This window comes from Citrobacter amalonaticus (assembly GCF_018323885.1).
In the GTDB taxonomy this organism is placed as follows: domain Bacteria; phylum Pseudomonadota; class Gammaproteobacteria; order Enterobacterales; family Enterobacteriaceae; genus Citrobacter_A; species Citrobacter_A amalonaticus.
In genome coordinates, this window is record NZ_AP024585.1 from 3,277,046 (window position 1) to 3,297,617 (window position 20,572).

A 20,572-nucleotide genomic window follows, 5' to 3' on the forward strand; every position below is an offset into this window, starting at 1 on the left:
GATGTCTGAGATTATACCTGCAATTTTTGCGACGATACCAGTTGGTGGACGTGGTTTACGGGTCTCGTTATGCTCGGACAGGGTTACGGATGCCGCCTGGTCATAAACTGTGAACCCGTGCGACGCAGAGAGCAGAGACCAAAAAACCGCGTGGGACACGCGGTTTTCCTGTGGAACGAGACTTACAGAATCTGGCCTAACGTCTGGCGCAAATGCGCGCCGGAACCGAGCAGACCGGGGTTATCGTGAACAATCAGATACACCGGAATATCCTGAACGTAGGCCTTAAAGCGACCTTTATCTTCAAAACCGCCACGGAACCCCGAGGCTTTGAAGAACTCCAGGAAGCGCGGCACGATACCACCGGCAATGTAGACGCCGCCAAAGGTGCCCAGCGTTAACGCCAGATCGCCGCCAAAGCGCCCCATAATCACACAGAACAGCGACAGCGCGCGACGACAGTCCGTGCAGCTGTCGGCCAGCGCACGTTCGGTAATATCCTTTGGCTGCAGATTTTCTGGCAGACGTCCGTCAGATTTGACGATTGCACGATACAAATTCACCAGACCAGGACCAGAAAGCACGCGTTCTGCAGAGACGTGACCAATCTCAGCGCGCAGGACCTCCAGGATGATCGCCTCTTCTTCGCTGTTCGGCGCGAAGTCGACATGACCACCCTCGCCCGGCAGACTAACCCAGCGTTTATCAACATGAACCAGATGCGATACCCCCAGACCGGTGCCCGCGCCATACACTGCGATAGGTTTACCTTCAACCGGTTCCGCGCCGCCAAACTGGATCAAATGCTCTTTTTTCAGCATCGGGATCGCCATCGACACCGCAGTGAAATCATTAATGATTTCCAGATGACTGAAACCGAGATTTTTTTTCATCTCCGCAATAGAAAACGCCCAGGTATGGTTGGTCATAGCCACCCAGTCACCCGTAATCGGACAGGCGATCGCGATACAGCCCGCGTCCACTTTCACCTTGTGCTCATCGAGGTAAACACGCACGACAGCTTCCAGACTGGGATAGTCCAGACCGGAATAGGTTTTAGCCTGCGAGATGTCACCACTGTCGATATCACACAGAGCAAGACGAGCGTTGGTGCCGCCGACATCACCTACTAAAGCATACTTTGTCATTCTTCTACTGCTCCGCTAAAGTCAAAATAAGTCTTTGCCACACTGTAAATATACGGGGGCATAACAACAATCTCAGAAAAGCGAGTCCCCTGAAAATATCGATCCAGGTCACACAATAACTTTATCGTTTCAGCACCATTTGCAGCGATGCCATCTGGCTGACGCGGCAAACTGAACGTAAGACACGGTATTAAGGAAAAAAACATGCTCCATCCGCGAGCCAGAACCATGTTGTTATTGTCGATCCCCGCGCTGATTCTGGGGGTTGCATCCAGTTTAGTCCTGATTGTGGTCATGAAGTTTGCTTCCATCTTACAGAGCATACTCTGGCAACGTCTGCCGGGAAGTGTGGGGATTGCCGCCGATTCCCCGCTCTGGATCATGCTCACCCTGACGTTAACCGGGGTTCTGGTGGGGCTGGTGATTCGTTACAGCACCGGGCACGCTGGCCCTGATCCGGCCACCGAACCGCTGATCGGCGCACCCATTTCTCCTGTTGCATTGCCAGGCCTTATCATCGCACTGGTGCTGGGTCTGGCGGGTGGCGTCAGCCTTGGTCCCGAACATCCGATTATGGCCGTTAACATCGCGCTAGCCGTTGCGCTGGGGCGTCGGTTTTTCCCACGGATTGGCGCCCTCGACTGGACCATTCTGGCCTCGGCCGGCACCATCGGCGCCCTGTTTGGCACGCCGGTCGCCGCCGCGCTGATTTTCTCGCAAACCCTGAGTGGCTCTAACGATACCCCTTTGTGGGATCGCCTCTTTGCGCCGTTAATGGCGGCGGCGGCAGGTTCATTGACCACCAGCCTGTTTTTTCACCCGCATTTCTCGCTCCCGATCGCCCATTACACCCAGATGCGCATCGTGGACATTTTCTCCGGAGCCGTGGTGGCGGCGATTGCTATTGCCGCGGGGATGGTGGCGGTCTGGTGCTTACCCCGGCTGCACGCTTTACTGCATCGCCTGAAGAATCCGGTGCTGATCCTCGGCGTTGGAGGTTTCCTGTTAGGGTTACTCGGCGTGATGGGTGGACCACTGACGCTGTTTAAAGGTCTGGATGAAATGCAGCAAATGGCGTTCAGTCAGACGCTCGGCACCACAGATTTTTTTATGCTCGCGGTGATAAAACTCGCTGCGCTGGTCATTGCTGCGGCCAGTGGTTTTCGCGGCGGGCGGATCTTCCCGGCCGTGTTTATCGGCGTGGCATTAGGTTTGATGCTGCACGCCCACGTTGAAGCCGTTCCGGCCGCGATTACCGTCTCCTGCGCTATTCTTGGCCTGGTGCTGGTCGTCACCCGTGACGGCTGGCTTAGCCTGTTTATGGCTGCTGTGGTGGTACCGGATACCACCCTGCTGCCGCTGCTGTGTATTGTGATGCTTCCGGCCTGGCTGTTGCTGGCGGGCAAACCCATGATGGTCGCCAACCGGGAGGACAAATAGTCATCCGCTGTTACGCGACTCCAGCGCCTGGGTGACCTTACGTAATAACACGGGTAAATCGGCTTTTGGCAGCACGACCTCTATCAGCGAGAGCCGTTGTGGACGTGCCAGCCGGGCCAGAACTTCCTCGAGCTGGATGGCCTGAGTCACCCGCCAGCATTCAGCCTGATCCGCAAGGCTGAATGCCCGAGGGATCTGCGTCCAGTTCCAGGAAGCAATATCGTTGTACCGTTGTTTCTCCCCGTGGATAGCTCGCTCGACGGTGTAGCCGTCGTTGTTGAGTACCAGAATTACCGGCGTTTGCCCGTCGCGCAACATGGAGCCGATTTCCTGGATGGTCAGTTGCGCCGCGCCGTCGCCGGTTATCAGGATAACCCGACGCTCAGGCGCCGCCGTTTGCGCGCCAAACGCGGCGGGCAGCGAATAGCCTATCGATCCCCAGAGCGGTTGGACAATCAGTTCCGCCCCCGTAGGCAACAACAGGGACGCGGCCCCAAATGCCGCCGTTCCCTGATCGGCCAGGATCAGATCGCCGGGTGCCAGCGCCTGCTGCACGGTATGCCAGAAGTTCTCCTGGGTCAGTGGACCTCGTTCGATGTGCAGCTGTACGGTCGCAGGTTTAACGGGCGGCGGCGCAATGGAGAGTTCCAGGCATAACTCACGTAACGTGGTAACCGCCTGCTCCATAGACAGTCCACTAAACCAGATGCCTCCCACCCGCGATGCCTGCGGCTGCACCTCAATTGTGCGTTCCAGCGCCAGTTGCTGGGTGAAGCCAGCCGTTAGCGTATCGACGAATCGGGTACCCACACAAATCGTCGTATCCGCCTCTTCTATCGCCTGACGGACGTCGTCACTGCTGGCCCCCGCGCTATAGGTGCCGACAAATCCCGGCTGTTGTTCATCGAAAAGTCCTTTTCCCATCAACAGCGTGGCGTGGGCGATAGGCGTCTCGGCCATCCAGCGTTGCAGGACCGGTTGTAGACCAAAACGGTGGGCGAGAAAATCGGCCAGCAGCGCCACGCGGGGACTGTTGATCAGCTTTTGTCGGGCATGGTAGCGAAATGCCGTCACCACGCTCCCCTGCGATTCCGGTGCAGAGAGGATCAGTTCCGCTGAAGGGGGCAACGCGGGACGTTTCGCCACATCAGCAGGCAGCATCAGGTAACCCGGGCGATGGGCAGTCAACATCGTACTCAGTACACGGTCAATCTCATGACAGGCGTTTTGCGCATCCAACACAGCGCTGGCCGCACACAGGGACTGGCTCATCCGGTAGAAGTGTTGGAAATCGCCGTCGCCCAGCGTGTGGTGCATCAGTTCTCCCCGACGCTGCGCGCCGCTACATGGGGCGCCAACAATATGCAGAACGGGGACATATTCCGCATAGCTGCCCGCCAGGCCATTCATCGCACTGAGTTCCCCGACCCCAAAGGTAGTCAGCAGCGCTCCGGACCCGGCGACCCTGGCATAACCGTCCGCCGCATAGGCAGCGTTAAGCTCGTTGGCACACCCGACCCAGCGCACATGCGGATGGTCGATCACATGGTCAAGAAACTGCAAATTGTAATCACCCGGCACGCCAAACAGATGCCCGATGCCGCACCCGGCAATTCTGTCGAGCAGGTAATCCGCAACGGTGTAAGGGGTTTGCATGACAGCTTTCCTTCTGACGGTAACCTCATGTTGAGTATTGAAGAAGCGTCGGGGCTGTCCAGAAAGAGGCGGCGATGAGGGTGGAAAGCAGGATTTACAGTCTCCCGAGTGAAAATGTCATTGAAAAATCACCAGTGTAAACGTATACACTGGGGAGCTGAATTCACTGCGAGGGAAGACAATGGTTTACCAGCCTGATGAAAATCGCTATCAGAGAATGGCATTTCGCCGCTGCGGTCAGAGCGGCCTGAAGCTACCCGCCATCTCGCTTGGCCTGTGGCATAACTTCGGCGATACCACCCTGATGGAAAACAGCCGGGCACTGCTTCAGCGCGCATTTGATCTGGGGATTACCCACTTCGACCTCGCCAATAACTACGGTCCCCCGCCGGGTTCAGCGGAATGCAACTTTGGCCGCATCCTGCAGGAAGATTTTTTACCGTGGCGCGATGAGCTCATTATCTCCACCAAAGCGGGATATACCATGTGGGACGGCCCTTACGGCGACTGGGGATCCCGCAAGTATCTGATTGCCAGTCTTGATCAAAGCCTGAAGCGAATGGGGCTGGAGTACGTAGATATTTTCTACCACCACCGTCCCGATCCTGAAACGCCCCTGCGGGAGACAATGCAAGCGCTCGATCACCTCGTACGCCAGGGGAAAGCGCTGTATGTCGGGATATCCAATTACCCGGCCGATCGCGCTCGTGAAGCTATCGATATCCTCAATGATTTGGGCACGCCATGCCTGATCCATCAGCCTAAATATTCGATGTTTGAACGCGGGGTGGAGGAGGAACTGCTGACGATGTTGCAGGAAAAAGGGGTGGGCAGCATTGCCTTTTCCCCGCTGGCGGGTGGACAGCTCACCGATCGCTATCTGAACGGGATCCCGGCTGATTCCAGAGCGGCAAGCGGAAGCCGTTTTCTGAATGCTGATCAGCTTACCGCCGGAAAGCTGGAAACCGTTCGCCAGCTCAATGCAATGGCTGAAAAGCGCGGACAAAAATTATCGCAGATGGCGCTTGCATGGGTACTGCGCGACGATAACATCACCTCGGTCCTGATTGGTGCCAGTAAAACCTCGCAGATTGAGGATGCGGTCGGCATGCTGGCCAATCGTCATTTCACTGACCAGGAATGCGCCGATATCGACAACATTCTGAACAGTAAGCGTGAGCAGCGTTTTTAGCAATTCGTGCTCTCATTCATGATTTAAGAGTTAAGGCGATGAAATGGGGCTTTACGGCCCCGTAATATTACGTTAACAGGCCGACTACGGCTTCGATCGTGAAGGAGATAAAGAATGTTCAGGTCACTGATTCTGGCGGCAGCCCTACTGGCTTTTACACCGCTTGCCGCAAACGCGGGCGAAATCACCCTGTTGCCATCGATAAAATTACAAATTGGCGATCGCGATAATTACGGTAACTACTGGGACGGCGGACACTGGCGTGACCGTGACTACTGGCATCGCAATTATGAATGGCGTAAAAATCGCTGGTGGCGACATGACAATGGCTATCACCGTGGCTGGGATAAGCGTAATGCTTACGAGCGCGGATACCGGGAAGGCTGGCGCGATCGCGACGACCATCGCGGGCGCGGGAAAAAAGGCCACGGTCACCATCATTAAAAAAAGAGCCTTCGGGCTCTTTTTTTATGGTCAAATCCTGCGCTTTTTATCCTGCACCATTTGCCCTTGAGCAAAAATATCCTGAACGTATCTTATCCTCATGAGAATTCACGTCAGGATTAACTTATGAATGCTAATTTTAAGAATGAAATTCAGACATTCGGTCGATCGCTGTTATTGCCGATTGCCGTACTGGCGCCCGTGGGGATGGTCATGGGAATTAGCTCTGCGTTAGGCCAGAGCTATATGATAGAAAAACTCCCGTTTCTCGGGAACGATATATTTAAAGCCATTCTTTCTTCACTGGGATTAATCAGTAGCGTCGTATTCAACAATATCCCGTTATTATTCGCGATGGGTGTGGCGTACGGCATGTCCAAAAAAGAGAAAGGGATTGCGGTTTTTGCCTCCGTGGTGGCCTATCTGACGCTACTTATCGCCATGCATGTTCACCTCAAACTGGCGGGTACACTGGCAAAAGATGAGCTGGCGCTCGTTGGGCAAGGAATGGTACTCGGTATTCAGACGCTGAAAATCGAAGCGCTTGGCGGCATTATTGCCGGGCTACTGGCGGCCAAAGTCACCGACCGGTTTTACCGATTGCAACTTCCTCTCGCCTTTGCTTTTTTCAGCGGTAAGAAATCCGTAGCGATTCTGGCTATCGCCTTTTCGATTCCCGTGGGGTTAATTATCCCTTTTATCTGGGATCTGTTTACTGCCGGTATGCGCGCCATTTCAACCATTATGATGGCTCCTAATATCGGTGCCGGGATTTACATGACGCTCAACCGTCTGTTAATTCCATTTGGTTTACACCATGTCCTGAGTTCTACCGTCCGCTTTACCGCGGCTGGGGGTACCTATCTCATTGACGGACAAACGTACGTCGGCATTTTGCCTGCGATTAATAAGATCCTGTTTGAGCTTGGCCCTTCCCATCCTGCCTGGAAGGAATATATGCCGACGCTCACCAGTTATCTGGCGTCATCGCAAATGCTCACCACGCTGTTCCGCGTGCCAGCGATTGGGCTGGCGATGTATCACATGGCCTATTTTAAGAATAAGAAATTTGCCAAAGGGATGATTCTGACCGTGGTGCTCACCGCCATGCTGGGGAATATCACCGAACCGCTGGAGTTTTCCTTCCTGTTTATTGCTCCACAGCTCTTTATTGTTTACGCCATACTTTGCGGCTTGCTGACTATTCCACTGCAAATGCTGGACGTGTCCATCGGCTATATTCGCGGCACGATCTTCGACTTCGGTATTTTTGGTCTGATGTATGAACAGACGCACTGGGTAAATTTACTGCTTCTTGGCGCCATTAACTTTGTCGTTTTCTACGTCGTTTTCCGCTTCGCGATCGCTCGCTTTGATATAAAAACGCCGGGACGCGAAAGTGAAACGTCAGACAGTACCTTGCTGAATAATAAAGAGTACGACAAGGTCGCTGAACTGGTTATTCAGGGGCTAGGCGGATCCGACAACATTAAACATGTTGAAAACTGTGTGTCGCGTTTGCGTGTCGATGTAAAGGATCAGAAAAAAATGGACATGACCGTGCTGAAAGAATCGGGATCGCTGGGTACCTTTATCCCCTCCAGCAACCATGTCCACGTGGTCTTTGGCCCACACGTCGAATTTGTCCGCAATGCGGTAGATGACCGCCTTGTCGGCGCGAAATAAGCTTAAGGAGACAGGAATGCGCGCATTGTATGATTCAAAAAGTAAAACCATCGACGATCGGGGAATGAAAACGCTGCTCGCTCAACCTGCGCGGGTCCAGTCCTGGCTAGATGTCGAAGCTGCCCTGGCGCTGTCACAGGCTGAATACGGGATGATTCCCACCCGTGCGGCAGAAAATATTGCCGCCAACTGTCGCGTCGATAAAATCGACCTGACAGAAATGGAACGCCTGCTCCGCGAGATCGGCCACGGCTTTGTCCCGGTGATCAAAGTACTGGTCAAAGCCTGCGACAGCGAAAGCGGGAAGTATGTGCACTATGGCGTCACCACCCAGAATATCCAGCAAACCGCACAGCTTTACCTGGCAAAGCAGTTCGATGACATCATGCAGGGCTTTGTGAACGATATTCTGCGCAACCTGGCGAAAATGGCATCCGATCATCAGGCCACCCTGATGCCAGGTCGCACCCACGGTAAGCATGCCTTACCGGTGACCTGGGGCTATAAAGCTGCCGTATGGATTGACGAACTGTTGAGCGCCCAACAGCGCATGCAGGAAGCAGAAAAACGCGTTTTCACGGTGATGATGGGGGGGGCTGTGGGGGCGTTTCACGCCACTGGCGAAACTGGACGTCGGGTGCAGGATCGCGTCGCACAACGGTTGGGAATGCACTCCATGGCGATCCCTTCGCGTAACTCCCGCGTTTATCGCACGGAATACATCAGCAATTTGTGCCTGCTCGCCACCACGCTGCATAAAATCGCCGAAGAGGTGTATCAGACTTCCAGCGAAGAGTTCGCTGAAGTCTCTGAAGCGTTTACCAAAGGAACGGTTGGCAGCAGCACTATGCCGCAAAAAGTGAACCCCAAACTGGCTAAAGGGATTATCGCCAACGCGCAAAAATTGTATTCCGTGCTCACTTCCTGCCTGTATGTCAGCCCTCGCCCATTTGAAGCAGACAGTTCAGCCTACTTTATCTTCGACGGAAATATTCAGGAAAGCATGGAGTTGATGGCGGAGATCGTGATGCGCGCGGAAGAGTTGACCCGTACGCTGGTGATTAATCCTGAACGTATGCGCCAGAACGTCCACTTAACCCATGGCTTGATCAATAGCGAAAAAATCATGATGCAACTGGTGGAGCGGTTAGGCAAAGACGCGGCGCACGAGCGCGTGTACCAGTTGGCGATGCGCAGCACCCACGAGGGATTGCCCTATGCCGACGTGCTGCGCGCCGACCCCCTGATTCGCCAGCATTTTAGCGATACAGAAATCGACGCCCTGCTCGATCCCGCCCACTACCTCGGTTTGTGTGCGGAGATCGCCGCCGAAACGGCATCGCGCGTATGGGAGAAAGAGGATGTCTGACCCCCTGCTCTCTCTGGCAAGCGACCGAATCATCACACCCGACGGGATACAACGCGGTTATCTGCATATCAAACAGGGACAGATTGTTGGCCTGGATAATTCTCCTCGCGGCCAGGTGGTTGATTACCAACATGCGATGCTGATGCCGGGTTTTGTCGATATCCACGTCCACGGTTGGGGAAGAGGTTCGTTTGCCTGGAAGGGGGAGCGTCACTCTTTACAGGCGATGAGCCGGGATCTGGTCAATGCCGGGGTCACCGCGTGGCTTGCTACGTCCGCCACCCAGCCGGACGCGTTCTTACTGGAGAGTCTGACCACGGCCGCCGACTGGATTGCGCACGCGAAAGCAGAAGACGGGGCTGAAGCCGTCGGCATTCACATGGAAGGACCGTTTATCAATGCCAAATACAGCGGGATGCAGCGCAAGGAGTCTATTCAGCTCCCCAGCATTGAAGGCTTTGAACGCTATCAGCAGGCTGCACGGGGGCATATTCGTTTAATGACGCTGGCGCCAGAGTTGCCGGATGCGCTGCCGCTGATCCGTCATTTGCGCCAGGCTGGCGTCACGGTATCCGCAGGGCATACCGACGCGACGTTTGACGAAACCACCCGGGCGATTGAAGCAGGGCTATGTCACTTTACCCACGCCTTCAGCGCCATGCGCGGATTACATCATCGTGAGCCAGGCGTTGTCGGCGCGCTAATGTACCACCAGGACACCTTCGCCGAAGTGGCAAAACAAAGCGGCATCACCCTACGCCCGGAAGTGTTCGATATTCTCTATCGTCTGAAAAAAGATCGTCGTCTGGTCATGGTCAGCGACTGTCTGGGATATGTGGATTTCCCGGAAGGGTTTGAATTTCACCATTACCTGCGTCAGGAGACGTTTCGTATTCGCCATCATCTTCTGGAAATTACCGATCGCCACGGCAATATCCGCACGGTCTCGCCTGATGACTGGGCGGACGTCTGCACACTGGAGATGAGCTTTCTGGATTCAGTGAAAAATGTGGTTGGTCGTCTGGAGAATAGTTGGGTTTCCGTAGCGCAGATTGCCTGCCTGAATCCGGCGATTCTCGCCGGTGTTGAACAGCGTAAGGGCAGCCTGACGCCCGGAAAAGATGCCGATATTCTTGTCCTTGATGAGGCGTTAGATCTTGAAGCCGTCTGGTGTCGCGGCGTCTTACAACCGCTGGCTAAATAAACACATCACCATAATGGCGTTCGAGGAAATCCCTGAGCGCCTCGGGACTCATACCCTGTACCTGCTGAACAAACTGCTCAGCCGGTATTTTTTTGCGCGCGGAGGCAAGTCCCCGCTCACGAAGCAACTGGAAGTCATCCTGCGTTAGCCAGAAGTTAACTTTGACGTAATCCAGTCCGGCATACCGCAAATGGCTTGAGATCTTATTGGTAAAGGTGATCAACAGATCAAACTCACGTGACTGGAGCTGTTCAATCTCATTGATATTAATACATACCGGGATATCGATATGAAAACGTGAGGACAGGACCTCTTTGAAATACCCGACCTTACTTTCCGAAGAGTTCGTCACAATAATGACCCGCTTTTTCGGCTCACTCACTACCCGGTTTTTAAGCTCATATTTTTTCGTGATCAACACCAGTGTCGCCAGATGAATGGCGGAAAACGTCGTTTGCCAGCCTTTTTCAATCTCGCTCACCGCAGACTGAACGTCGTCCCAGAGTTCAGGGTAACGATTCTGGACGTTATGCAGTTTTTTATCATCAAACCAGAGATGAAATTTATTCTGGATGATGGCGGCATAGATAAAGTGATAAACCTCGGCAAACCAGGCATGCTGATTGTGAATGGTGTTGTTCAGGCTAGCGGCTAAACGTTCACAGGTCCGTTTCACATGCGCCACCAGGCTGGCGTCATATAAGGTGAAAGGGCGATACGTAAACGTCAGCGAAGCAATCAGGAGATCCAGACAGCGGTTTTCCTGCGGATTGGTCATGGCCTCAAAAGGGAACGTCGTCAAAAACGGCGTCGTCGTACTCTCTTTGATTACATGTCCCCGGCGGATGCGATGTAACGCGAGGCTCAAATACACCAGCAGGTATTTCCGACCGTTGTAACCCAGCGTGTTAATCGGCCGGATAACGTCTTCATAGCAACGTGCAGCCTGGGTAATCTCCGAAGCACATTCACTCAGAAACTGATCGGCAATCGAACGACTGACGGGCTCATTCGCCTGATGGGCTATCAACTGGTGGTGTTTACCAATCTCAACGGTTTTGAGTATTAACATGCACACCGCCAGGCGCAACGAGAACTCATCGCCGACAAGCCGCGACCCGGTACGTGGGATGCTTTGTACCGTCAGGGCGTGTTCTTGCGCCAGACGCAACATCACGGGATTATCATTTTTGACCGTCCCCGCGCTGACATAAAACTTTTTGTAGTACTCGTTTTTATTCACCACATCATGCAAACAGAGCGCCACGAGGAGATCCCTCACACGCTCTTCCGACGTAGTGATATAGCGATTAAAACGTATACGCGCTAAAAATTGCCGGTATTCGCTATAGCCAATCCGGGTCGTAATAAACTGATTATCCTGATGGAGCTGGACGTCTTCCGGCAAGAGTTCATTGAGCTCTTTCATGGTGCGTTTTAGCGTGGAGAGAGTCTTACCGAAACGCTGAACCGCCTCGTCAATCGACAGCGGGCTGTTATCCTGTAAATACTTCAGGAAAGAGAGATCAAAGTGATTCATGAACGCTCGCCAGTGGATAATGCAAGATGCAGGATAACGGAAATCCAGGACTAAAACCGTGACCTGTTGCGTGTCACGGCGGGTTAGATCACAACCCCAGCACCGTGCCGACCAGCAACCACAGGTTCAACGCCACCACCAGCACCACAATCATCCAGCCAGTCTGTTTAACCCAGCGGGTATTCACCAGATCGCCCATCAGTTTGCTGTCGCTGGTAAATATCAGCAGCGGCACCAGCGCCAGTGCAATACCAAAGCTTAACAGCACCTGGCTCATCACCAGAATCCGCGTCGGATCAAGGCCAATCAGAATCACGATAAAGGACGGCATCATGGTGATGGTACGACGCACCCATAAGGGGATATGAAAGCGGACAAACCCCTGCATCACGACCTGCCCCGCCAGCGTACCAACCACCGTTGACGACAACCCCGCCGCCACCAGGCTCAGTCCGAAGACCGTTGCCGCCGCGTGACTTAATAACGGCTCCAGCGTCAGATAAGCCTGATCCAGATCGGCAACACCGGTGTGACCACTGAAGTGAAACGCGGCGGCGGCAGTCGCCATCATCGCCAGATTGACGAACCCCGCAATGGTCATGGCGATAGCTACATCCCATTTTGTCGCCGCATAGCGCTGCTGACGCGTGCCGCCATGCAGGTGCTGTGTTAACGAAGAGTGCAGGTAGATTACATGTGGCATGATGGTAGCGCCCAGCACCCCGGCGGCCAGAAATACCGCTTCAGAGTTGGGCAAGTCAGGGATTATCATGCCTTTACTCAACTGTGCAAAGTTGGGCTGGGAAAAGATCAGTTCAACGATATAAGCCATGGCGACAAACAGCAGCAGGCCGCCGATCACTTTTTCCAGCGGTTTTTGTCCACGCCGCTGGAGCATCAGGATCAGAAAGGTGGCGATCCCGGTCAGCACCGCCCCCTGCAATAACGAAACGCCGAGGATCAGTTTGAATCCTATCGCCGCCCCGATGAATTCCGCGAGATCGGTCGCCATCGCGATAATCTCCGCCTGCACCCAATAGAACCAGACTACCGGCCGCGGATAGTGATCGCGAATTTGTTCAGCCAGATTTTTACCCGTCGCAATACCCAGTTTCGCAGACAAGACCTGAATCAGCATCGCCATCAGGTTTGCCCAGACCACGACCCACAACAGTTTATAACCAAAGCTGGCACCGGCCTGAATGTTGGTCGCAAAATTGCCCGGGTCGATATAGCCGATAGCCGCGACAAACGCAGGTCCCATTAATGTGAGCCTTAACTTGCGCGCTGCTCTTCCACTGCTACTCTCAACGCGATCGTTTGTCATCTTCTGCCTCGGAAACATAGCCTTTGCTATGTTTTATAGTATGCCTGATGAGAATGGTTATCAAGTGCATGTAAAAAAGGTAACCTTGATTTCTCTAATAGGCGGGAACGATAAAAGTGTGGGTACAGGAATGCGCGTGGCATGTTTAATAATTGTTATTATATTAGCACAATAACTTAACTATTTACTTTCGCATTAGACATAACAGAAGTGTATGCCGGATCACTATTTTTGAATCTCGTCACAGGTCCTGATTATAGTGTGTGTTAGATCTCGTTTTCTTTGTACACGTTGCATAGAATGTGCACGAAAACTTAACCTGCCTCATATTTGGAGCAAATATGGACCGCGTCCTTCATTTTGTCCTGGCACTTGCCGTTGTTGCGATCCTCGCATTGCTGGTAAGCAGTGACCGTAAAAAAATTCGCATTCGTTATGTCGTTCAACTGCTTGTTATCGAAGTGTTACTGGCGTGGTTCTTCCTGAACTCTGACGTCGGCCTCGGCTTCGTGAGAGGCTTCTCCGAAATGTTTGAAAAACTGCTCGGATTCGCCAATGAAGGGACGAACTTCGTCTTTGGCAGCATGAACGATAAAGGGTTGGCCTTCTTCTTCCTGAAAGTTCTCTGCCCTATCGTCTTCATTTCAGCGTTGATCGGTATTCTGCAACATATTCGCGTGTTGCCGATTATCATCCGTGCCATTGGTTTCCTGTTATCCAAAGTCAACGGCATGGGCAAACTGGAATCCTTCAACGCCGTCAGCTCGCTGATCCTCGGTCAGTCTGAGAACTTTATCGCGTATAAAGATATTCTCGGCAAAATGTCCCGCAACCGTATGTACACCATGGCCGCGACAGCAATGTCCACCGTTTCCATGTCTATCGTCGGTGCGTACATGACCATGCTGGAACCTAAATACGTGGTTGCGGCGCTGGTTCTGAACATGTTCAGCACATTTATCGTGCTGTCGCTGATCAACCCGTACCGCGTTGATGCCAGCGAAGAAAACATCCAGATGTCCAATCTGCACGAAGGCCAGAGCTTCTTCGAAATGCTGGGTGAATACATTCTGGCGGGCTTTAAAGTTGCGATTATCGTTGCCGCCATGCTGATCGGCTTTATCGCCCTGATCGCCGCGCTGAACGCCCTGTTCGCCACCGTCACCGGTTGGTTCGGCTACAGCATCTCCTTCCAGGGCATCCTGGGCTACATTTTCTACCCGATTGCCTGGGTGATGGGTGTGCCGTCCAGCGAAGCGTTGCAGGTAGGCAGTATCATGGCGACCAAACTGGTTTCCAACGAATTCGTTGCAATGATGGATCTGCAGAAAATCGCCGCCACGCTCTCTCCGCGCGCGGAAGGTATCCTTTCTGTATTCCTGGTCTCCTTCGCCAACTTCTCTTCTATCGGTATCATCGCAGGCGCGATTAAAGGCCTGAACGAAGAGCAAGGTAACGTCGTATCCCGTTTCGGTCTGAAACTGGTTTACGGCTCTACGCTGGTGAGCGTCTTGTCTGCCTCTATCGCCGCACTGGTTCTGTAAGACAGCACTGACACAAAAAACGGGGAGCGCATCCCCGTTTTTTTATACCTGTGATTCCCCTAACGGCCTCGGTCGTCCAATCAGATACCCTTGCAGGTAGTTCACGCCCAGGCTTAACAGCAGCTCCCGCTGCGCAGGTGTTTCCACGTATTCCGCCACTACGCTTAACGACTTCGCCTTTGCCAGATCGGTTATCGACTTCACAATCATCGCGTCCAGTGAATCTGTCAGAATATCTTTTACAAACACGCCGTCGATTTTGATGATGTCAGCCTGCAAACGCTTCAGGCGCTCGTAATTGGCATACCCGGTACCAAAATCGTCAATCGCAATCCGGAAGCCGAATTTATGCAACTGTTCAAGGTTCTGCATGCTGGTTTCCGAATTGGAAAATGCCTGCTCTTCGGTGATCTCAATGATCACCGTTTCCGGGGCGATACCATAGCGGGTGAACAGGCGAATAATGCGCGGCGCCGTCTCTTTTTGCAGCAGGGTCAGCGGCATGAGATTCACCGAGAAAAGCGGTCCCGCCTCGCCAGAAGGATGCGCAGATAGCCAGTTCAGCAAGGCTTCCACCACCTGCAAATCAAAACGGGCGCTGAGGTTAAATTGCGCGATCAGCGGGATGAACTGATCCGGCGTCATGATACCTTCATCGCTTTTCAGCCGCGCAAGAATCTCGTCGTACCCTTTGCCGTGAGCGTCGCGGATAGGCTGCGCATAAAGCAGGAGATCGCCGTTATCGAGCGCTTTACGAATTTTATTGAGCAGCAGCACCCGTTCGGTCGTCTGGCCCGTCGCGACTTCCTGGCTATGCGTCAGCGCCAGTACCCGGTGATTGGCGCAGGATTGTTCCGCCAGCCAGCTTAACTGACCCAACAGCGGTTGCAGCGTCTCCTGCTTCCCATCCCATTGTCCCCAGGATGCGCCGTAGCCCATGTCCAGCCCGGTGTTGTTCCAGTAAATTTTACGACTGTTCAACAGGTCGAGCATATGTTGCAGACGGGCGTCCATTTCCGGCCCGTTAAGCACCAGTAATAATTCACTCCCCGGCAACTGAAAGATTTTTTCATTCTCAAGCATCAACGGTTGCAGCATACGGTGCACCGTGCGTTTGCTGTGCACGCGCATTAACATGCCGTAGTGACGGCTCAGAAACTCCAGATTCTCCAGTCGCAGACAGCAGACGCTCTGCCCTGACTCTTTTTTCAGGAACTGCTCCAGCGCACGCAGATTCGGTAAACGAGTTAAGGGGTCGGTAAGCGCTTGCATATGCCAGCGGCGATTAAGCCATTCACTGCGCTGAAAGATGCGCATCATATACATCAGGCAGATACTGAACGAAACAAGAACCGACAGGATAAACGCCAGCGAATACTCCGACCCCACGCCTTGTAAGAAATTGCGGTTATAGGTCAACAAGAACAGCGTGCTAATCGCCCAGCTTAGATTAATAAACGGATAGGTGAGTTTACCCACGCCGGTGGTAAAAATAATGAAGAAGACCGGCACCAGATACCCTGCAATGTATCCGCTCTCCAGGGGAGAACACATAATGACAAGAAGGGCCGAAATACAGGCCAGCCAACTGACGGTAAATAAGCGCTTTTCTTTATCGAAACACGGGGCAATGTCTCTGCGCCAGAACGTTCGGGCATACCGTGGATTCACAATCATCCGTAGCGGATAATAAAACAGCAAGGTGAAGATCAGCGCCGCCGAGATCAGACTCAGAATATCGACAATCGTGAAGATGGCTGCCGCAGCACCAAAGAATGTCGACACCGCGACCGGGAAGTCGAGATAATGCCCGGCGAGATACATGCTGATCTTCATCCCGACAGGAGCCACAAAGCCAAACCAAATCACCCTGCGCCAGATATTGCGATCGGGCAAGCCGTAACGCCAGCGCGGTCCAATATGCCAGCGAACAAGCGCGCTCGTTCCTAGTACGGCAAACATCTGACAAAAGAGCAACACGATACCTTGCGCAAACGGCAGATGAAGATTCCAGTGATTGGTCAGGTATAACGCCAGCACAATAGGCAGAACAGCGCGTCGACCAAACAGCAGCAGCATCGACAGCAGCACGCACAGCGGTAGCCACGAAAGATAGATATCGCTGGAGTCCACTATGGTCCGCGGGGAAATCAAACGTGAAAACTGGATGGCTGCGATGGAGAGCACGATCGCAAGAGCGAATATTCTTATATTATTTATCAGGTTATGCTTGGGTGGCATGAATTAACTGCTCTCACGGAACGAACTATTTGTCACATAAATGATAAGTTTATTCGCACCGCGAAGCAAACCTATACCCGCCAGATAAATCCACCGAATTTGTGAGCACAGATTCTGGCTTAATAGAAACTGTATTACAAAAATGAAAGGCGCGCAGAGATAAAAAAACCCCCGCTTTGCAGCGAGGGTTCTGAATTTGGTGGAGCTAAGCGGGATCGAACCGCTGACCTCTTGCATGCCATGCAAGCGCTCTCCCAGCTGAGCTATAGCCCCACGATGCGTTTACGTACCAAAAATTGTTGGGTTCAATTTTTGGTGGAGCTAAGCGGGATCGAACCGCTGACCTCTTGCATGCCATGCAAGCGCTCTCCCAGCTGAGCTATAGCCCCATTACGTAAAGCTTGTCGAGTTGACGGGCGGCATCATATGAATTCCCTTCGCATGTGTCAACGGCAAATTGAAAGCGCCGATTCTAATCGCTGAAAAAGCAGACAAATGAAGAACAATGCGCAACAACTCGCATTCAGTAGTTAAACACGTCACGGTTTCCACTAAAATGGTGCTATAAAATGAACCACTAATTAACCACACGACTATTCAGGGAATCGTTATGTTCAAGGAACGGATGACGCCAGAAGAACTCGCGAATCTGACGGGTTACAGCCGACAGACTATTAATAAATGGGTGCGAAAAGAAGGTTGGGCGACATCACCAAAACCAGGCGTTCAGGGCGGTAAAGCGCGACTGGTGCATGTTAACGAACAGGTTCGTGAATATATCCGCAGCGCAGAACGCTCAGCGGAAGGATTGTCTGACACCTTCTCACCCCCTGGCGATGCCTCGTTGGAAGCACTCCTGATCAAGCTGGTGAAAGAGATGACGCCTGCCGAACAAAAACACTTTACCTCTTTGCTACTGCGGGAAGGGATTACCGGTTTATTACAACGCTTAGGGATCCGCGACAGCAAATAATATGAAAAGATTACGCAGCAAAATGACCACCGAAGAACTGGCAGATTGCCTCGGTGTCGCTAAGCAAACCGTGAATCGTTGGATACGTGAACAAAAATGGGAAACGGAAAAATTTCCAGGTGTTAAAGGTGGTCGGGCAAGACTCGTTCATATCGATACACGCGTGCGGGAGTTTATTTTGAACATCCCGGCGTTTCGTAACCATTCTGCATTTTATCAGGCTGAAGAGCCGCTGGCCGAGTACAATCCCGTCGTACGCAGTCATGCCTATAGGCAAATCATTGATTCCGTGGAAAATATGTCCGCTGCGGAACAGGAAAAGTTAGCGCTATTCCTTTCACGTGAAGGTATCCGTGGTTTCCTTACACGCCTGGGTCTGAACGATTCTGAGTAATGCAAAGAAAAACGGCAGAGTCTCCCCTGCCGTTTCATTAATGCGGCGATCGCTTACTGTTGCGCTTCACGCTCCGCAATAAATGCCAGAGCTTTATTGATGCGCTCAATGCTGCGAGTTTTTCCAATCGCGTGCACCGTTACGTCTAAGCCAGGAGACTGACCCGCACCGGTTACCGCCACACGTAACGGCATACCGACTTTACCCATCCCCACTTCCAGCTCATCAGCAGTAGCCTGAATCGCGTGATGCACGTTTTCAGCCGTCCACTCGGTAATGGCTGCCAGTTTGTCACGCACCACTTCCAGCGGCTGACGCGCCACCGGACGCAGGTGTTTCTTCGCGGCATCGGCATCAAACTCGGCAAAGTCTTCGTAGAAGTAACGGCAGCTCTGCGCCATCTCTTTCAGTGTTTTGCAACGCTCGCCCAGCAGTTTCACCAGTTCAGCCAACTCCGGGCCGTTACGGGTATCGATGTTTTCCTGCTCGATGTGCCACTGCAGATGCGTTGCCACATACTCCGGCGCCAGCGAGTTAATGTAGTGATGGTTCAGCCACTGCAGTTTTTCCGTATTGAACGCACTGGCGGATTTGCTGACCGCTCCAAGGGAGAACAGCTTGATCATCTCTTCACGGGTGAAGATCTCCTGATCGCCGCTGGACCAGCCCAAACGCACCAGGTAGTTCAGCAGCGCTTCCGGCAGATAGCCGTCATCACGATACTGCATCACACTCACCGCGCCGTGACGTTTGGACAGTTTTTTACCGTCGTCGCCGTTGATCATAGAGACGTGGGCGTACACCGGCACCGGCGCGTTCAGCGCTTTCAGAATGTTGATCTGGCGCGGGGTATTGTTGATATGGTCTTCACCACGAATGACGTGGGTGATCTCCATATCCCAGTCGTCCACCACTACACAAAAGTTATAGGTTGGGGAACCGTCGGTGCGGCGGATGATCAGATCGTCCAGCTCCTGATTGCTGAATTCGATCGGGCCACGGATCTGGTCGTCAAAAATGACAGAGCCGTCCTGCGGGTTGGCAAAACGGACAACGCAAGGCTCATCATCAGCGTGATGTTCATGACCATGACGGCAACGACCGTCGTAGCGCGGCTTTTCACCCTTCGCCATCTGCTCTTCACGCAGTGCGTCCAGGCGTTCTTTGGAGCAGTAACATTTATAGGCCGTGCCCGCTTCCAGCATCTCATCAATCACTGCGTTATAACGATCGAAACGTTTAGTCTGGAAGTACGGACCTTCGTCCCATTCCAGGCTCAGCCAGTTCATACCGTCCATAATGGCTTCGATAGCTTCCGGCGTGGAACGTTCGAGATCGGTGTCTTCAATACGCAGCACAAACTCACCGCCGTGATTACGTGCAAAAAGCCAGGAATAGAGAGCAGTACGCGCACCACCGACGTGCAGATAGCCTGTCGGGCTTGGCGCGAAGCGAGTTTTGATTTTCATGAAATGGCCTTACGTTTATAAAGATGCCGACAACCGGCAAATCCGGGAAAAATGGAATGGCCGATATTCTATCACTGTGAAGTAAATCCTCAATGTTGTTACCGGGTAAACGCCGTACAGAACCCTTTTTGTTTAGAAATCATGCGCCAGAGACCGTTTCACGATCGTTTTGCTTAAAATTACGACGAACAAACAATTTCTTTAGAAAATGCGTTGACTCATTTTCAACTCTCCCTATAATGCGACTCCACACAGCGGGGGTGATTAGCTCAGCTGGGAGAGCACCTCCCTTACAAGGAGGGGGTCGGCGGTTCGATCCCGTCATCACCCACCAACTACTTTATGTAGTCTCCGCCGTGTAGATAAGAAATTGAGAAGTGGGTGATTAGCTCAGCTGGGAGAGCACCTCCCTTACAAGGAGGGGGTCGGCGGTTCGATCCCGTCATCACCCACCACTTTCTCGCCAGCTAAATTTCTTATTGTGAAGTACCGAAGTGGGTGATTAGCTCAGCTGGGAGAGCACCTCCCTTACAAGGAGGGGGTCGGCGGTTCGATCCCGTCATCACCCACCACTTCGGGTCGTTAGCTCAGTTGGTAGAGCAGTTGACTTTTAATCAATTGGTCGCAGGTTCGAATCCTGCACGACCCACCAATGTAGAAAGGCGCCCTAAAGGCGCCTTTTTGCTATGTACTGTTTGTCAGATTCGAGCCTGTACCGAGTCTGGGGAATTTCATGCCAAATCAAGCACGCTGTAAATATTAAAAATAATATAAATTCAGAATAAAAATAAATAGCGCAAAATATAGCCCGTTTCGGGAAAATACTTTCCCCGTCTGTCCATTCCATTGATATCCATCAAAAAAAACAGCCCCGAAAGAGAGTATTCCGTTTCATACAATAACAGTAGTTATTATTCTGTTCGGTATTGTGTCGTCAGGTTCGCT

General features: G+C 52.7%; 16 protein-coding genes and 6 tRNA genes. 13 read left to right on the plus strand and 9 right to left on the minus strand.

The window, feature by feature from the left end; all coding sequences use genetic code 11:
• Positions 1-182 precede the first annotated feature (182 nt).
• Positions 183-1,148: a glucokinase gene (gene glk / locus KI228_RS15610; protein ID WP_042999936.1), complete on the minus strand. Its 966-nt coding sequence runs from the start codon at positions 1,146-1,148 to the stop codon at positions 183-185.
• A 204-nt stretch (positions 1,149-1,352) separates the two neighbouring features.
• Here glk and KI228_RS15615 point away from each other — a divergent pair, with 204 nt between their 5' ends.
• Positions 1,353-2,588, plus strand: coding sequence for an ion channel protein (locus KI228_RS15615; RefSeq protein ID WP_044258412.1), 1,236 nt, complete (start codon positions 1,353-1,355; stop codon positions 2,586-2,588).
• Here KI228_RS15615 and KI228_RS15620 read toward each other — a convergent pair whose 3' ends face one another.
• Positions 2,589-4,244 (minus strand): alpha-keto acid decarboxylase family protein, encoded by a 1,656-nt coding sequence (locus KI228_RS15620; protein WP_044258410.1) that lies wholly within the window; start codon positions 4,242-4,244, stop codon positions 2,589-2,591. It lies immediately after the preceding gene.
• 181 nt (positions 4,245-4,425) lie between these two features.
• On the opposite strand from KI228_RS15620, the gene mgrA reads away from it, so the two are divergent.
• From mgrA to nagA, 5 genes are all read left to right on the plus strand, one after another.
• Positions 4,426-5,436, plus strand: coding sequence for an L-glyceraldehyde 3-phosphate reductase (gene mgrA / locus KI228_RS15625; protein WP_061069810.1), 1,011 nt, complete (start codon positions 4,426-4,428; stop codon positions 5,434-5,436).
• A gap of 114 nt (positions 5,437-5,550) precedes the next feature.
• Entirely contained in the window at positions 5,551-5,880 is a 330-nt protein-coding gene (ypeC, locus tag KI228_RS15630; RefSeq protein ID WP_042999931.1) for a DUF2502 domain-containing protein YpeC, read from the plus strand.
• A 126-nt stretch (positions 5,881-6,006) separates the two neighbouring features.
• Positions 6,007-7,566, plus strand: a complete 1,560-nt coding sequence (locus KI228_RS15635) for a PTS transporter subunit EIIC (protein WP_044258408.1) — start codon at positions 6,007-6,009, stop codon at positions 7,564-7,566.
• 16 nt (positions 7,567-7,582) lie between these two features.
• Entirely contained in the window at positions 7,583-8,935 is a 1,353-nt protein-coding gene (locus tag KI228_RS15640; RefSeq protein ID WP_044258406.1) for a class-II fumarase/aspartase family protein, read from the plus strand.
• Positions 8,928-10,139 carry an N-acetylglucosamine-6-phosphate deacetylase gene (gene nagA / locus KI228_RS15645; protein WP_061069809.1) on the plus strand — a complete coding sequence of 404 codons (1,212 nt, stop codon included), beginning with the start codon at positions 8,928-8,930 and terminating at the stop codon, positions 10,137-10,139. Before KI228_RS15640 ends, nagA begins: the two co-directional genes overlap by 8 nt.
• Here nagA and KI228_RS15650 read toward each other — a convergent pair.
• The 3 genes from KI228_RS15650 to KI228_RS24625 form a co-directional block, all read right to left on the minus strand.
• Positions 10,132-11,679, minus strand: a complete 1,548-nt coding sequence (locus KI228_RS15650; protein WP_054175929.1) for a BglG family transcription antiterminator — start codon at positions 11,677-11,679, stop codon at positions 10,132-10,134. The genes nagA and KI228_RS15650 overlap by 8 nt on opposite strands.
• An 88-nt stretch (positions 11,680-11,767) precedes the next feature.
• Complete coding sequence (locus KI228_RS15655; RefSeq protein WP_042999926.1) at positions 11,768-13,006, minus strand: Nramp family divalent metal transporter; 1,239 nt, start codon at positions 13,004-13,006, stop codon at positions 11,768-11,770.
• Complete coding sequence (locus KI228_RS24625; RefSeq protein ID WP_418219731.1) at positions 12,987-13,076, minus strand: hypothetical protein; 90 nt, start codon at positions 13,074-13,076, stop codon at positions 12,987-12,989. The genes KI228_RS15655 and KI228_RS24625 overlap by 20 nt, the downstream gene beginning before the upstream one ends.
• A 271-nt stretch (positions 13,077-13,347) precedes the next feature.
• Here KI228_RS24625 and nupC point away from each other — a divergent pair, with 271 nt between their 5' ends.
• Positions 13,348-14,550, plus strand: a complete 1,203-nt coding sequence (nupC, locus tag KI228_RS15660; RefSeq protein ID WP_042999925.1) for a nucleoside permease NupC — start codon at positions 13,348-13,350, stop codon at positions 14,548-14,550.
• Between the two features lie 42 nt (positions 14,551-14,592).
• Here the strand turns inward: nupC and KI228_RS15665 are convergent, their stop codons facing one another.
• From KI228_RS15665 to KI228_RS15675, 3 genes are all read right to left on the minus strand, one after another.
• The gene (locus KI228_RS15665) at positions 14,593-16,791 is read right to left on the minus strand and encodes an EAL domain-containing protein (RefSeq protein ID WP_042999924.1); all 2,199 of its coding nucleotides are present in this window, start codon (positions 16,789-16,791) and stop codon (positions 14,593-14,595) included.
• A 197-nt stretch (positions 16,792-16,988) separates the two neighbouring features.
• Positions 16,989-17,064: transfer RNA gene (locus tag KI228_RS15670), tRNA-Ala, on the minus strand.
• A gap of 40 nt (positions 17,065-17,104) precedes the next feature.
• Positions 17,105-17,180: transfer RNA gene (locus KI228_RS15675), tRNA-Ala, on the minus strand.
• A 221-nt stretch (positions 17,181-17,401) separates the two neighbouring features.
• Between KI228_RS15675 and KI228_RS15680 the strand changes: the two genes are divergently transcribed.
• Entirely contained in the window at positions 17,402-17,764 is a 363-nt protein-coding gene (locus KI228_RS15680; RefSeq protein ID WP_042999923.1) for a MerR family transcriptional regulator, read from the plus strand.
• 1 nt (position 17,765) lies between these two features.
• Positions 17,766-18,158, plus strand: coding sequence for a MerR family transcriptional regulator (locus KI228_RS15685; protein ID WP_044267768.1), 393 nt, complete (start codon positions 17,766-17,768; stop codon positions 18,156-18,158).
• 53 nt (positions 18,159-18,211) lie between these two features.
• Here KI228_RS15685 and gltX read toward each other — a convergent pair whose 3' ends face one another.
• Positions 18,212-19,627 carry a glutamate--tRNA ligase gene (gltX, locus tag KI228_RS15690; RefSeq protein ID WP_044258398.1) on the minus strand — a complete coding sequence of 472 codons (1,416 nt, stop codon included), beginning with the start codon at positions 19,625-19,627 and terminating at the stop codon, positions 18,212-18,214.
• Between the two features lie 258 nt (positions 19,628-19,885).
• On the opposite strand from gltX, the gene KI228_RS15695 reads away from it, so the two are divergent.
• The 4 genes from KI228_RS15695 (at position 19,886) to KI228_RS15710 (ending at position 20,279) form a co-directional block, all read left to right on the plus strand.
• Positions 19,886-19,961: transfer RNA gene (locus tag KI228_RS15695), tRNA-Val, on the plus strand.
• 45 nt (positions 19,962-20,006) lie between these two features.
• Positions 20,007-20,082: transfer RNA gene (locus tag KI228_RS15700), tRNA-Val, on the plus strand.
• Positions 20,083-20,123: 41 nt separating this feature from the next.
• Positions 20,124-20,199 (plus strand) — tRNA-Val (locus KI228_RS15705).
• A 4-nt stretch (positions 20,200-20,203) separates the two neighbouring features.
• Positions 20,204-20,279 (plus strand) — tRNA-Lys (locus KI228_RS15710).
• The last annotated feature ends 293 nt before the right edge of the window (positions 20,280-20,572 follow it).

Excerpts from the sequence above, each read along its gene's own strand:
- glk (WP_042999936.1), bottom strand. The coding sequence starts at position 1,148 with ATGACAAAGTATGCTTTAGTAGGTGATGTCGGCGGCACCAACGCTCGT.
- KI228_RS15615 (WP_044258412.1), top strand. The coding sequence starts at position 1,353 with ATGCTCCATCCGCGAGCCAGAACCATGTTGTTATTGTCGATCCCCGCG.
- KI228_RS15620 (WP_044258410.1), bottom strand. The coding sequence starts at position 4,244 with ATGCAAACCCCTTACACCGTTGCGGATTACCTGCTCGACAGAATTGCC.
- mgrA (WP_061069810.1), top strand. The coding sequence starts at position 4,426 with ATGGTTTACCAGCCTGATGAAAATCGCTATCAGAGAATGGCATTTCGC.
- ypeC (WP_042999931.1), top strand. The coding sequence starts at position 5,551 with ATGTTCAGGTCACTGATTCTGGCGGCAGCCCTACTGGCTTTTACACCG.
- KI228_RS15635 (WP_044258408.1), top strand. The coding sequence starts at position 6,007 with ATGAATGCTAATTTTAAGAATGAAATTCAGACATTCGGTCGATCGCTG.
- KI228_RS15640 (WP_044258406.1), top strand. The coding sequence starts at position 7,583 with ATGCGCGCATTGTATGATTCAAAAAGTAAAACCATCGACGATCGGGGA.
- nagA (WP_061069809.1), top strand. The coding sequence starts at position 8,928 with ATGTCTGACCCCCTGCTCTCTCTGGCAAGCGACCGAATCATCACACCC.
- KI228_RS15650 (WP_054175929.1), bottom strand. The coding sequence starts at position 11,679 with ATGAATCACTTTGATCTCTCTTTCCTGAAGTATTTACAGGATAACAGC.
- KI228_RS15655 (WP_042999926.1), bottom strand. The coding sequence starts at position 13,006 with ATGACAAACGATCGCGTTGAGAGTAGCAGTGGAAGAGCAGCGCGCAAG.
- KI228_RS24625 (WP_418219731.1), bottom strand. The coding sequence starts at position 13,076 with ATGCACTTGATAACCATTCTCATCAGGCATACTATAAAACATAGCAAA.
- nupC (WP_042999925.1), top strand. The coding sequence starts at position 13,348 with ATGGACCGCGTCCTTCATTTTGTCCTGGCACTTGCCGTTGTTGCGATC.
- KI228_RS15665 (WP_042999924.1), bottom strand. The coding sequence starts at position 16,791 with ATGCCACCCAAGCATAACCTGATAAATAATATAAGAATATTCGCTCTT.
- KI228_RS15680 (WP_042999923.1), top strand. The coding sequence starts at position 17,402 with ATGTTCAAGGAACGGATGACGCCAGAAGAACTCGCGAATCTGACGGGT.
- KI228_RS15685 (WP_044267768.1), top strand. The coding sequence starts at position 17,766 with ATGAAAAGATTACGCAGCAAAATGACCACCGAAGAACTGGCAGATTGC.
- gltX (WP_044258398.1), bottom strand. The coding sequence starts at position 19,627 with ATGAAAATCAAAACTCGCTTCGCGCCAAGCCCGACAGGCTATCTGCAC.